The organism is Bradyrhizobium sp. USDA 4369 (genome assembly GCF_054056435.1).
Genome location: NZ_JBSRYH010000001.1, coordinates 6,127,076 through 6,140,209, shown reverse-complemented (window position 1 = coordinate 6,140,209; position 13,134 = coordinate 6,127,076). Strand labels below are relative to the sequence as shown.

Genomic DNA, 13,134 nt, shown 5'->3' with positions numbered 1-13,134 from the left:
TTGATCTATTTGCCTAATCTCCAGGCTCCGGTATTCTAGGCTTTCCCAGCGGGAATCGTCGGGCAATCGCAAAATGCCTGATTAACGGCTTGATTCAGGCCCGTTAACGACTTGGCATAGACCCTGCTTTTGTAGAGCCACTTCGGCACGGGGCAAGACGGGCTGTCAATGACCGGGCCTCCGCCGGAAAGTGTCGGGCCCGGTAACGAAGTGATCGAACAACGTGCGCGTCAGCGCAGCCTGACGATGACCCTTATGTTTCTTAATGCGGAATGCCCGGGAGGCGCTCAGTGAAGAAGATCGAAGCCATCATCAAGCCGTTCAAGCTCGACGAGGTGAAGGAGGCGCTTCAGGAGGTCGGACTTCAGGGCATTTACCGTGACCGAAGCCAAGGGGTTCGGCCGGCAGAAGGGTCATGCCGAACTGTATCGGGGCGCCGAATACATCGTCGATTTCCTGCCCAAGGTGAAGATCGAGATCGTGATCGGCGACGATCTGGTCGAGCGCGCGATCGAGGCGATCCGCCGCGCCGCCCAGACCGGCCGCATCGGCGACGGCAAGATCTTCGTCTCCAACATCGAGGAAGCCATCCGCATCCGAACGGGAGAATCCGGGCTGGATGCCATCTGATCCTCTGCGGGAGGCTTGGAACGGCAGCCCCGCCCCAAGCCTCCGACAGAGAAAATATGCTGCGCAGGCAGCGGTGACGGCAGCTCAAGCGTCCTCTGCGAGGCGCTTGCATGCGGCCCTTTTGGCGTTTTCCGATATTGTCTTGGCCCCCGCGCGAGGCTAATGGAGCATGACCCGCGGACGCCGTCCCGCGCCGGGCCGTGACGTTTCAGCCAAGAGGGGTATTCATGAAGACCGCCAAGGACGTCTTGAAAGCAATCAAAGACAACGACGTCAAATATGTCGACCTCCGCTTCACCGATCCGCGGGGCAAGTGGCAGCACGTCACCTTCGACGTCGGTATGATCGACGAGGACGTTTTTGCTGAAGGCACGATGTTCGACGGCTCCTCGATCGCCGGCTGGAAGGCGATCAACGAGTCGGACATGTGCCTAATGCCCGACCCGGTGACGGCCACGATCGATCCGTTCTTCGCCGAAACCACCATGATCATCACCTGCGACGTGCTCGAGCCGACCACCGGCGAGCCGTACAACCGCGACCCCCGTGGCATCGCCAAGAAGGCGGAAGCGCAGGTCAAGGCGCTCGGCATCGGCGACACGGTGTTCGTCGGACCGGAAGCCGAGTTCTTCGTGTTCGACGACGTGCGCTACAGCTCCTCGCCCTACAACACCGGCTTCCGCCTGGACTCCTCGGAGCTGCCGACCAACTCGGACACCGAGTATGAGGGCGGCAATCTCGGCCACCGCATCCGTACCAAGGCCGGCTACTTCCCGGTGCCGCCGCAGGATTCGGTGCAGGACATGCGCTCGGAGATGCTCGGCGCAATGGCCCGCATGGGCGTCAAGGTCGAGAAGCACCATCATGAGGTCGCTTCCGCCCAGCACGAGCTCGGCATGAAGTTCGACACGCTGACCCTGATGGCCGACCAGATGCAGATCTACAAGTACTGCATCCACCAGGTCGCGCACATCTACGGCAAGACCGCCACCTTCATGCCGAAGCCGGTCTATGGCGACAACGGCTCGGGCATGCACGTCCACCAGTCGATCTGGAAGGACGGCAAGCCGGTGTTCGCGGGCAACAAGTATTCCGACCTGTCGGAGACCTGCCTGTCCTACATCGCTGGCATCATCAAGCACGCCAAGGCCATCAACGCCTTCACCAACCCGTCGACCAACTCCTACAAGCGTCTGGTCCCGGGCTATGAGGCGCCGGTGCTGCTCGCCTATTCGGCGCGCAACCGCTCGGCCTCGTGCCGCATCCCCTACACCTCCTCGCCGAAGGCCAAGCGCGTCGAGGTCCGCTTCCCCGATCCGCTCGCCAACCCCTATCTCGGCTTCGCCGCGATGCTGATGGCCGGCCTCGACGGCGTGAAGAACAAGCTCGATCCGGGCCCGGCGATGGACAAGGACCTCTACGACCTGCCGAAGGAAGAGCTGAAGCAGATCCCGACCGTCTGCGGCTCGCTCCGTGAGGCGCTCGAGAACCTCGACAAGGACCGCGCCTTCCTGAAGGCCGGCGGCGTGTTCGACGACGACTTCATCGACAGCTACATCGCGCTGAAGATGACCGAGGTCGAGCGCTTCGAAATGACCCCGCACCCGGTCGAGTTCGACATGTACTACTCGGGCTGAGCGCCCGGTAAGATCGGCGGAGACGACACCAGGGCGCCCCTCACGGGGCGCCCTTTGCTTTGGCGAGATCGAAAACGTCTCATGGTCCTGAGATCGCACGGGCCTCGTCCTTCGAGACGCTTGGCTGCGCCAAGCTCCTCAGGATGAGGAGATGAATCTCGCGCGACGGCAGACGGTCTCCCCCATTCATGAGGGAGACGGTCTCTCCCCTCATGGTGAGGAGGCGCGCGCCCGTCCGCGCGCGAGAGCAACGGGAAACGTCCGCGCGCCGTCTCGAACCATGAGGCCCGCAACGCCAACCTCTGGCCCGCATGCAGCAGCCATCATTTCGCGGCGAAATTGATGCTGATCTCCGTCACGACAGGCGCGAATTTCAGCAGTGCCGGGTTGTCGGACAACACCTTCACGCTGTCGCCCGAGAGCGCGCGCGGCGCGTCCTTGTCCTTGCCGAAGCGCAGCGTAATCGAGCAGCCGCCCGGCAGCCTGCGCCCGAGCGCGCCGTTCTTGAAGTCGGTGACGAAGCCGCCATAGTCCCAGCCGAAGCCGGCCACCACGAACGGCTTGCCGTTCGCCTTCTGCACCGCCGCGAGGCTGGCGCCGATGCTGATGCCGGCCACGGTCCAGCGGCTGGTCTTGGCGCTGTCGCGCAAGGTCAGCGCGGACACCGTTGCCGTCTTGTCCTCGATGAAGGCGACTTCGATGCGCCGGTCCATCGCCTGCGGAAACAGCACGAGCCCCTGATAGGTCTCGCCCTCGGCGCCGGGCAGATCCTGCACGACCGCCTCGGCGCCATAGCGCTGTTGGAGGCTTTTCGCGGTGTCGGTGGCCGCCACCGGGAGCGTGCAGCTGATCGGTCCCTCGCTCGGCGGGGCAGTCTGCGCCAGGGCGGAAGAAGCCATCAGCAAAGCTGCTGTGATCAGGAGGTGGCGCATCCGGGACCCTTGCTCCGCGACATCATAAGGTTGCCTTTGAGCTTGGTCTGGCCCGGGCTAAGCCGGGTTCACGTCCGACATCAAGCCGCGAGATGCCGCTTCCTCACCGCCGCGCCGAACGCCTCGAACAGCTTGCGGTTGATCGGGTTCTTCTGCGGGTCGTATTCGGCGTGCCACTGCACGCCCAGCGCAAAGCTCGGCGCGTCGGCGATGCGGATGGCCTCGATGGTGCCGTCCTCGGCGATGCCCTCGATGACGACGCGATCGCCGGGCTCGAGAATGCCCTGGCCATGCAGCGAATTCACCTTGATGCTGTCGCAGCCGAGAATGGTCGCGAAGGCTCCGCCCGGCGTCAGCCTGACCTCGTGGCGGTCGGCGAACACGACCGTCGGATCGGGATGGATCTCGCCATTCTCCAGCCGGGGCATGCGATGGTTCATGCGGCCGGGGATCTCGCGGATCTCCGGATGCAGCGAGCCGCCGAAGGCGACGTTCATCTCCTGCAGGCCGCGGCAGATGCCGAACAGCGGAATGCCTCTGGAGACACAAGCCTCCGACAGCTGCAGGGCGACCTCGTCGCGGTGAATATCGTAGGGCTCGTGCTTGAGGCTGGGCTCGGCGTTGAACCGCGTCGGATGCACGTTGGCGCGGGCTCCGGTCAGCACCACACCATCGACGATGTCGAGCAGCGCCGCGATGTCGGTAATCTCGGGAACACCTGCGAACATCAGCGGCAGCGCGCCCGCGACCTCAGCCACGGCGCTCAAATTGCGCTCGCCCACCATCTGCACGGTGAACCTGTTCTCGACGCGATGGCTGTTGCCGATCACGCCGACGACCGGACGTTTCATAGCCCTCGTTTCCGTTTCTCTCCCGCGCGAAGCATAAGTCATGCCTCTGAAAAATCATGCCTGCGTCGCAAGGCCGGATCAACCTATGACCGCGCGGGTCCCCAATGCCAATTCCGGACAACCCCGCAGCTTGCGCGCCTGCAAAGATCCGCCAAGCCGGTGCTTGATCCGCCGGCGGTTTTCGCCAATGTGTGGGGGCCGATCAGCATAAAGGACCCCTCATGACCGCCCCCGCCGACCCGCGCCTCGAGGCCCGCAGCGACCTGGCCTGGGCCATCACCGTCGGCGGCATCGGGGTGATCCTGTTCGCGGCGGCGCTCGCCTTCAGCTGGTATTACGCTGCCGCATTGTTTCTGCTGTTCTCGGGCATGCTGCTCGGCGTCGCGCTCAATGCGATGACCAGCCTGCTCGGCCGCGTGCTGCCGTGGCCGCATCCGCTGCGTCTCGCCCTCGTGTGTCTCACCCTTGCAGCGCTGCTCGTCGGCATCGTGTTCCTCGGCGGCACCACCATCGCCGACCAGGCCAAGGTGCTCAGCGACACCATCAAGTCGCAGCTCGGCAACATCAAGGGCTTCCTCGACCGCAACGGCATCGACACCAGCTTCTTCGATTTCAGCACAGCAACCCAGGCCACCTCCGCCCCCGATGGCGGCTCGACCACGCCGACCCAGGCGCCGTCTCACAGCCTGCCGGGCGGCCTACCCTCCCCGAGCGCGCTGGCCTCCTCGGGCGGGGCCATCGTCAGTCAGACCTTCAAGCTGCTGCTGGGCACCGTCAGCGCCGTCGGCAACTTCTTCATTGTCCTGTTCCTCGGCCTCGCTTTCGCGGCGCAGCCCGCGGTCTATCGCAGCGGGCTCTTGTTCCTGGCGCCGGCGAAGTACCGCGACCAGGCCACCATGATCGTCGACCGCATCAGCTATACGCTGGAGCGCTGGCTGATCGCCCAGATCACCACGATGTTCGCGGTGTTCCTCGTCACCTGGATCGGGCTCGCCGTCATCGGCGTGCAGAGCTCGTTCATCCTGGGCATCCAGGCCGGCCTGCTCGCCTTCATCCCGACCGTCGGCGCGATCATCGCCGGCGTCATCGTGGTGCTGGCGAGCCTCGCCTCGGGCTGGGTCGCGGCGGCCTCCGCCTTCGTGCTGTTCCTCGGCGTGCACGCGATGGAGAGCTACGTGCTGACGCCCTTGATCCAGCGCCAGGCGCTCGATATCCCCCCAGCCACCCTGTTCGCCTTCCAGATCCTGCTCGGCATCGTGTTCGGCGTCTGGGGCCTGACCCTGGCGCTGCCGCTGATGGCGATCGCCAAGGTGATGATCGACTATTTCAAGAGCGACCGCCGCACCGAAGACGCCGCAGCTGCGATCTGAAGCTTCGGCCGTCCGCGCGTCAGCCGACCGGCATCGCGGTCTCGACGAGCTTGGCCCAGTAGCTGATCCCGTGCGGGATGACGTCGTCGTTGAAGTCGTATTCGGGGTGATGCACGCCGGCCCCCTCGCCAATGCCCATGAACACGAACGCGCCCGGCCGCGCCTGCAGCATATAGGCGAAATCCTCGCCGCCGAGCCGGGGCGGCATGTCGGTCTTGACCTGATCCGGCCCGACCACGTCGCGCGCCACCCGGGCCGCGAATGCTGTCTGCTCCGCGTGGTTGATGACAACCGGATAGCCCCAATCGTAGTCGATCTCGACCTCGACGCCCATGCCGCTCGCCATCGCCGTCACGAGATCCTTGAACCGCTTGTCCATCAAACGCCGGACCTCCTCGTCGAGCGTGCGCACGGTGCCGCCGATGATCGCGGTCTGCGGAATGATGTTGTCGGCCGACGTGCCTGCATGGAAACGCGTGATCGACAGCACCGCGCTCTCGACCGGATCGACATTGCGCGCCACGATGGTCTGCAGCGCGGTCACGATCTGCGCGCCCGCGATGATCGGATCGACGCATTTGTTCGGGCGCGCGGCATGACCCCCGAGCCCCTTCAGCCGCACCTCGAAAGTGTCGGCGGCCGCCATGACAGCGCCGACGCGGGTCGAGACGGCGCCGAGCGGCAGGCCCGGCGCGTTGTGCAGGCCGTAGACCTCCTCGATGCCGAAGCGCTCCATCAGGCCGTCATCGACCATGGCGCGGCCGCCGGCGCCGCCCTCCTCCGCCGGCTGGAAGATCACGACCGCGGTGCCCGCGAAATTGCGCGTCTCGGCGAGATAGCGCGCCGCGCCCAGCAGCATCGCGGTGTGGCCGTCATGCCCGCAGGCATGCATCCGGCCGGGGATGGTGGATTTGTGCGGAATGTCGCTGACTTCCTGCAGCGGCAGCGCGTCCATGTCGGCGCGCAGGCCGATGACGCGCGGCGACGGCTCGCGACCTCTGATGACTCCGACCACGCCGGTGCGGCCGATGCCCGTCACGACCTCATCGACGCCGAACGACGTCAGCAGCTCGGCGACGCGCGCCGCCGTCCGGTGGACCTCGTAGAGCAGCTCGGGATGCTGGTGGAAATCGCGCCGCCAGACCTTGGCGTCCTCCGCCAATTCGGCGGCGCGGTTGATGATCGGCATGTTACGGAGTTCCGAATAATGGGGAAGCACGTCACGGACAACGCGCGTTGCATCTCATTGCATGTCGGCCGACCGCAAAACACAAGCACCATTCGCTCATGCGATGCTGCGCGGACTGCATTGCAGTCAGGATCGCAGCTCATCCAGCTCGCGGGCGAGATTGGCCCGCGCCTTCGCATCGAGCGCCGCGGCAAAGCCGGGGTCGGGATAGATCACCGGCCGGCTCGCAAACCGCTCCAATACGGCCGCGCGCCCGGCGCGATAGGCCTCGTCCGGCACATGGGCATATTCGCGCCGGATCGCGCGCGCATAGGCATCGTAGGTTATGTCGGCGGCGGCGAGAATGGACAGATCGATCGAGACCAGCAACGCGGCGCGCAGGTCGCCCGGCGCGACATCATGCGTCCGGGTCAGCCGGATCAGGCGGCCGACCTCGTCGCGCAGCTCCGGCGCGACATGGCGCTCGGCGAGAACAGCGCTCTGCTCCTCATTGTCGGCACGCGCGGGATCATAGACGACGTCGTGCCACCAGATCGCCGCGGTCAGGATCTCGCGATCGCCGGCGCTGAGGCCGGCGACGCCCTCCAGCCATGTCAGGCAGTCCTGAACGTGGCGCAGATCGTGATAGTGGCGGCCCGGCGCGGAATAGGCCGCGACCAGATCGTCATGGGTCATGCCGCGCTCCGTCACAGCGCCTGTCCAGGTGCGCCTCAGCCCGCCGACGTCAGCACCGTCTCAGTGTGCTCGACATCCGGCGGCGCGGCGAAATACTGCCCAACGAGGCCGCGCCACTCGGTGAAATTCTCGGAGCCGCGAAAATCCACCGTGTGGTTCTCGAGCGTCTCCCACTTCACCATCAGCCGGTAGCGCTGCGGCTTCTCGATCGATTTGTGCAGCTCGAAGCCGTGAAAGCCCTTGGAGCGGCCGAAGGCGGCGCGCGCCTTGGCGACCGCCGCCTCGAAATCCTTCTCGCTGCCGGGCTTGATGTCGATCTGGGCGATTTCCGTGATCATGGTCTGGCGGCCTCCCCTCATTGTCGGTCGAGGCCGTGTCTAGCCCAGACCGACGGCGAGAGAAAGCCGCGCCGCGGTCAGCTCGACACCACCGCCTGCCCCGGCTGCGCCGGTGGCGCTCCGGCCGCGGCGGCGGCCCGCTGACGCCGGTAGCGCTCCAGCGACAGCGGCAATTCGGACGCCGCCTCGACGCGGTTGCGGCCCGAGCGTTTGGCCTTGTAGAGCGCGGTGTCGGCGGCCGCGAGCAGCACGTCGAGCTCGGTTCCGGCCGGCCCACCGGCGACGCCGATGCTCACGGTGGTGTCCACCGGCTTTTCCTCGCACACCACGCCGGAGGCCGCGAAGGCCTCGCGGACGCGCTCGGCGGCGACCATGGCCTCCTCGATCGAACAGGGCAGCAGCGCCGCGAACTCCTCGCCGCCGATCCGCCCCGAGAGATCGGTGAGACGCAGATTGTTGACCACGACATCGGCAAACAGATTCAGCACCGTGTCGCCCTCGGCATGGCCGAACCGGTCATTGATCGATTTGAAATGATCGATGTCGAAGATCAGCACGCTGACCGGCCGCTGCTCGCGCGCCTCGCGGGCGATCAGCTGGGCGCAGGCATCCGCAAAGCCGCGACGGTTGAGCAGGCCGGTGAGCGGGTCTGTGGTTGCCGCGCGCTTATGCGCACTGACGATGCGCTCCGACACCAGCATGAAGATCACGAACACCGTGCCGACCGCATACAGCACCAGCTCGATCGAGAAGATCGTCACCCAGGCGGCGGCGAAGGCGCCGTCGGCGTCGCGCAGCATGTTGCCGAGCAGGATCGGCAGCATCAGCACGAAGCCATGCATCGCCGGCACGATCAGCGCCGGCCAGCGCCGGTGCAGCGTGCGCCGCCGCTCCTGCCAGAGCTCGGCCGCCGTCAGCATGGCGTAGATCACGACGATGGCGGCGCCGATGGTCAGGCGGAGCGACTGAGCGGCCGGGTCGAGCAGCATGCCGCTCGTGATCCACACCAGCGCGCCGAGGACCAGGCCAAGCACGCTCGGCGGCTTGCCGTGGAAGACGCGCGCGGCGTTCCAGACCATCGCGGTTGCGACCAGCCCGATCGCGCTGAGAAACAGCGACACCACCACGCCATAGACCTCGCCGACCAAGGTCCACAGCGCGATCGCGACCGCGCCGAGAATATAGGCCGCGCCCCACCAGCGCAGTGCCGGCGTATTCTCCTGCCGTCCGAAGTGCAGCAACATCGCGCCAAGCAGCGCCGCGACCATAGTCGCTACGATGTCGAGCGTCATGCTGTCGAGCGCCATGCGTCACCTCGGTTGCTGCGGCAGCGCGGGAACTCAGGGTTAGCGCGGCCTTATCGCGATCAACCTAGCGTGCGGTCTGTTCGGAAGACGTTTGCGTGGGATGCCAAGTTTTCTGGAAAAGCGCGCCGCAACTCGCCAGCAATTGCTGCGCAAAAAATCGGCAAAAAGAATTCAAAAGCAAACCGGAGGCCAGAGGAGACTGCTCGCTTCAATTGCAGGCCATGCAGGCGCATCGATCGTTAGTTGCTGAAACCGCCGAGAGGTTCGCTGATTTCGGGTAATTGCCGCGACAACTCATCGAAACGATAAGAAACCTTCTCAAATTTGAGATCATGTCTCCCTAACACGTCCCGGCCGCGGCACCGTGCGCGGCTGAATTGGGGACGACCATGTCTTTCGAAGACGATACATCAAACGACAAGCGGGCCACAGGGGATCATTCGTCGCAGCCGTCGACCGGCGCGAAGCCGACCCGCGTGGATCGCCGCACGCTGTTGCGCAACGCCATGGGCGCCTCCGCGCTCGGCCTCGGCGCCAGCATGCTGCCGCGCGAGGCGCATGCGCACTGGCATTGGCGCATGCATCATCACCATCATCACGTCACGACCAGCTTCGCGCTCGCCGTCCTTCCCGATACGCAATTCTATTCCCGCTACGCGACCTCGGAAGAAGGCCAGGCCTATCAGCGCCAATATGGCAGCACGCCCTACCCGGCGCAGACGCAGTTCATCGTCGACAACGCCGCCAAATATCATATCCCGTTCACGATCCATCTCGGCGACGTCGTCGATCAGTCCAAGCATCCGCAGCAATGGGCGGTCGCCGATGCGGCGATGAAGGTGCTGGAGAATGCCGGCCGGCCCTATTCGGTGCTCGCGGGCAATCATGACGTGCTGTCGGCGCTGGAGTTCGAGAACGCGGCCAGCCAGAGCTCGGGCACCGACGCGCAGCGCAGCGCCTCCGAGCCTTATTTGTCCTGGTTTCCGACCAGCCGCGCCGCCAAGCAGCGCACCTTCCTGGAGCGGCATCCGAGCGGCTGGCACGAGGCGCATGTGTTCCACGCCTGCGGCGTCAGCTTCATGGTGCTGTCGCTGTCATGGCGCGCCTCCGACGATGCGATCGCCTGGGCCCACAGCATGATCGCGCGCTATCCGATGCTGCCGGTCATCCTCGCCAACCACCAGCTGCTGAACATCGCCAATGATGGTGTGAGCCCGCTCGAAGTCGCCTATGGCCAGTATCTCTGGGACAAGCTGATCCGTCACAATGACCAGATCTTCATGACGCTCAACGGCCACTATCATGGCGGCGCGCTGCTGACGAAGATCAACGACTTCCATAATCCGGTCCACGAGATGGTCGTCGACTACCAGATGGCCTATCAGGGCGGCAACGGCCTGATGCGGCTGTACGAGTTCGACTTCACCCGCAACAAGATCGACGTCGCCTCGTTCTCGCCCTGGGTGGTCGAGAAGCCGAAGGACAGCCTCAAGCAGTTCGACCGCGCCTGGCTGACCGAGCCGAACCACGAATTCTCGATCGACATCGACTTCCAGCGCCGCTTCTCGCGCTTCACCCATTTCTGCCATTTGCCGGCCTTCGCCGGCACGCCGATTCTGCCGCGGGTCAAGCAGGATCTCTATGCCAACTACACCGAACAGCCCGAGCCGGTGGTGGTGCCGCCGACCAGCGAGCAGGACTATCCGCTGATCGCCGAGACGGTCGCGCATTGGCGGATCACCTCGTCGGCCATCGGCAAGGCCGTGGCCGCAGGCACAACGCTTGCGGACCTCACCGCCGCCAATCCGATGCAGCGCGCCGCGCTCGCCGGCGCCGCCCAGGTCGCCGACGTGGCATTCACCGCCGACAAGCACCGGCTGTCCTCGGCGCCGGGCAGCGTGCAGTTCCTCAACACCACCCACCAGGGCCCCGGCCGCTTCAGCTGGTTCACGACCGCAGCGAACGCGCCGATCAACGCCGCGACCTTCGCGAACGGCTATACGATCGAGACCTTCATCAGGATCGATCCGAACTGGAAGGCGGCCGACCAGGCCTGGTGCAACATCCTCACTCGCTTCGGCAATCGCGGCTGGCTGCCGGGTTATGCCGGCGGTGATCCGGAATCGCCGCCGATCCTGTTCGCGATCTCGAACCTGCGCGAGGTGCAGTGGGAGATCGTGCCGTCGAGCTCGACCAAGCAGCCGCAGACCGACTGGTCCGGCGAGATCATGCTCAACACCTGGTACCATCTCGCCATCGTCAACAACCCTGCGGACAATTCGACGGTGCTCTATATCGAGGGCGCGCCGGTGGTGCGCAGCGTGATCGGCGGCAACGGCATCGCGAGCGTTGCGGCGTCGCAGCCCTGGGCCCTCGGCTGCGGCTGGTGGGACCGCGCGCCGTCGGACGGCTTCCTTGGCAGCATCGGCGAGGTCCGCGTGGTGTCGAAGCCGCTGGCACCGAACCAGTGGCTGACCGCCCGCCGCGCCAGCGCCTGATCTCGACAACACATCCGCAAACAAAACGGGCGCCCGCGAGGGCGCCCGTTCGTATTGGAGACCAGAGGATCCGGCCACGGCCGGATCCTGGAAATCAGCGCTTCGAGAACTGGAAGGAGCGGCGGGCCTTGGCCTTGCCGTACTTCTTACGCTCGACGACGCGCGAGTCGCGGGTCAGGAAGCCGCCCTTCTTGAGGACGCCGCGCAGCTCCGGTTCGAAGTTCGTCAGCGCCTTGGAGAGGCCGTGACGGACCGCGCCGGCCTGGCCGGACAGGCCGCCGCCGGCGACCGTGCAGATCACGTCGTACTGGCCCTTGCGGGCGGCGACGACCATCGGCTGCTCGATCATCATGCGCAGCACCGGACGGGCGAAGTAGACCTCGATGTCACGGGTGTTGACGGTGACCTTGCCGGAGCCCGGCTTGATCCAGACGCGGGCAACCGCGTCCTTGCGCTTGCCGGTGGCATAGGCGCGGCCGAACTTGTCGACCTTCTTCTCATACTTCGGAGCGTCCGGAGCGGTGACCGCGCCCTTGAGCTGCGACAGCTGATCGAGAGACTGGATGCTTTCGGCCATCTTATGCGGCCCTCGTGTTCTTGCGGTTCAACTTGGCGATATCGATCTTCTCGGGGTTTTGCGCCTCGTGCGGATGATCAGGTCCGCCATAGACACGCAAATTGCCCATCTGCACGCGGCCGAGCGGGCCACGCGGAATCATGCGCTCGACGGCCTTCTCGAGCACGCGCTCCGGGAAGCGACCCTCGAGGATCTGGCGCGCGGTGCGCTCCTTGACGTGACCGACGAAGCCGGTGTGCTTGTAGTACGTCTTCTGCTCGCGCTTGCGGCCGGTGAACACGGCATGCTTGGCGTTGACGATGATGACGTTGTCGCCGCAATCGACATGCGGGGTGTAGATCGGGAGGTGCTTGCCGCGCAGGCGCATGGCGACCAGCGTGGCGAGACGGCCGACGACCAGACCCTTGGCGTCGATCACGACCCACTTCTTCTGGACCTCGGCCGGCTTTGCCGAAAAGGTTTTCATGAGAGATATCCGTGACAGGGAGAATGCGGCGCGGATGACGCGCCGGACTGGCCGCAGCTTCTAGAGAAGCGGCCCGCATTCGTCAACGCCATCGGCACAAAATTACGCCAGTAAAAACAGCCACTTGCAAATATGGTGCAATAATACCCTCAAAAACCCTATGCGTTCGGAATGGAATAGGTCGCCGTGACGTGGGCGATCGGGTCGGGCAATTCTCCTGACATTAGCGTGACTTCGCCGACCGCCAGCCGCTTGCCAAGCTTGAGCAGCCGCGCTTCGGCGAGCACGTCGGCCCCGGCCGCGCCCTTGCGCAGGAAGTTGATGTTGAGATTCGTCGTCACCGCGAGCCCGACCGGGCCGATCGCCGACAGCAGCACCACGTACATGGCGAAATCCGCCAGCGCCATCAGGGTCGGCCCGGACACCGTGCCGCCCGGGCGCAGCATGCGGTCGTTGAAGCGCTGGCGCAGACGGCAGCTCCTGCCGTCGGCGCTCTCGATGGCGATGTCGCCGCCGGTGCGAAAGGCCTGGGGAAATTCCGCATGCAGGAACGCTTCGAGTTCCGCGATCGTCATCTTCGCCGTCATGTCTCCCCCTGCTCTGTCGCGTTGCCTTCTGTTACATTAGCCGCCGCCAAGCGCCCAAACGGAAATCGCCGAACGGA

General features: G+C 65.3%; 12 protein-coding genes and 1 pseudogene. 4 read left to right on the top strand and 9 right to left on the bottom strand.

The annotated features are described in order from the left end of the window. Positions 1 to 290: 290 nt before the first annotated feature. Positions 291 to 630 (top strand): annotated as a pseudogene (locus tag ACVIJ6_RS27880) (P-II family nitrogen regulator). A gap of 227 nt (positions 631 to 857) precedes the next feature. Further along, positions 858 to 2,267, top strand: coding sequence for a type I glutamate--ammonia ligase (gene glnA, locus ACVIJ6_RS27875; protein WP_456775339.1), 1,410 nt, complete (start codon positions 858 to 860; stop codon positions 2,265 to 2,267). 323 nt (positions 2,268 to 2,590) lie between these two features. On the opposite strand, the gene ACVIJ6_RS27870 is transcribed toward glnA, so the two are convergent. Next, a complete protein-coding gene (locus ACVIJ6_RS27870; RefSeq protein WP_456775338.1) occupies positions 2,591 to 3,199 on the bottom strand; it encodes a hypothetical protein in 609 nt (202 codons plus the stop codon). An 80-nt stretch (positions 3,200 to 3,279) separates the two neighbouring features. Next, complete coding sequence (locus ACVIJ6_RS27865; RefSeq protein WP_456775337.1) at positions 3,280 to 4,050, bottom strand: gamma-glutamyl-gamma-aminobutyrate hydrolase family protein; 771 nt, start codon at positions 4,048 to 4,050, stop codon at positions 3,280 to 3,282. Positions 4,051 to 4,271: 221 nt separating this feature from the next. Between ACVIJ6_RS27865 and ACVIJ6_RS27860 the strand changes: the two genes are divergently transcribed. Beyond that, positions 4,272 to 5,420: an AI-2E family transporter gene (locus tag ACVIJ6_RS27860; protein ID WP_456775336.1), complete on the top strand. Its 1,149-nt coding sequence runs from the start codon at positions 4,272 to 4,274 to the stop codon at positions 5,418 to 5,420. A gap of 19 nt (positions 5,421 to 5,439) precedes the next feature. On the opposite strand, the gene ACVIJ6_RS27855 is transcribed toward ACVIJ6_RS27860, so the two are convergent. The 4 genes from ACVIJ6_RS27855 to ACVIJ6_RS27840 all read right to left on the bottom strand — a co-directional run bounded on the left by ACVIJ6_RS27855 (position 5,440) and on the right by ACVIJ6_RS27840 (position 8,929). After that, complete coding sequence (locus tag ACVIJ6_RS27855) at positions 5,440 to 6,609, bottom strand: M20 aminoacylase family protein (protein WP_456775335.1); 1,170 nt, start codon at positions 6,607 to 6,609, stop codon at positions 5,440 to 5,442. A gap of 126 nt (positions 6,610 to 6,735) precedes the next feature. After that, the gene (locus tag ACVIJ6_RS27850; protein WP_456775334.1) at positions 6,736 to 7,284 is read right to left on the bottom strand and encodes an HD domain-containing protein; all 549 of its coding nucleotides are present in this window, start codon (positions 7,282 to 7,284) and stop codon (positions 6,736 to 6,738) included. A 35-nt stretch (positions 7,285 to 7,319) separates the two neighbouring features. After that, entirely contained in the window at positions 7,320 to 7,622 is a 303-nt protein-coding gene (locus tag ACVIJ6_RS27845; RefSeq protein ID WP_456775333.1) for an antibiotic biosynthesis monooxygenase family protein, read from the bottom strand. 77 nt (positions 7,623 to 7,699) lie between these two features. After that, entirely contained in the window at positions 7,700 to 8,929 is a 1,230-nt protein-coding gene (locus ACVIJ6_RS27840; protein ID WP_456775332.1) for a GGDEF domain-containing protein, read from the bottom strand. A 389-nt stretch (positions 8,930 to 9,318) separates the two neighbouring features. Between ACVIJ6_RS27840 and ACVIJ6_RS27835 the strand changes: the two genes are divergently transcribed. Then, on the top strand, positions 9,319 to 11,427 hold the full coding sequence (locus ACVIJ6_RS27835; protein WP_456775331.1) for a LamG-like jellyroll fold domain-containing protein: 2,109 nt from the start codon (positions 9,319 to 9,321) through the stop codon (positions 11,425 to 11,427). Positions 11,428 to 11,521: 94 nt separating this feature from the next. On the opposite strand, the gene rpsI is transcribed toward ACVIJ6_RS27835, so the two are convergent. The 3 genes from rpsI to ACVIJ6_RS27820 form a co-directional block, all read right to left on the bottom strand. Continuing rightward, the gene (gene rpsI / locus ACVIJ6_RS27830) at positions 11,522 to 12,004 is read right to left on the bottom strand and encodes a 30S ribosomal protein S9 (RefSeq protein ID WP_172109671.1); all 483 of its coding nucleotides are present in this window, start codon (positions 12,002 to 12,004) and stop codon (positions 11,522 to 11,524) included. A 1-nt stretch (position 12,005) separates the two neighbouring features. After that, entirely contained in the window at positions 12,006 to 12,470 is a 465-nt protein-coding gene (rplM, locus tag ACVIJ6_RS27825; protein WP_008966110.1) for a 50S ribosomal protein L13, read from the bottom strand. Positions 12,471 to 12,628: 158 nt separating this feature from the next. After that, complete coding sequence (locus ACVIJ6_RS27820; protein WP_456775330.1) at positions 12,629 to 13,057, bottom strand: PaaI family thioesterase; 429 nt, start codon at positions 13,055 to 13,057, stop codon at positions 12,629 to 12,631. Between the last annotated feature and the right edge of the window lie 77 nt (positions 13,058 to 13,134).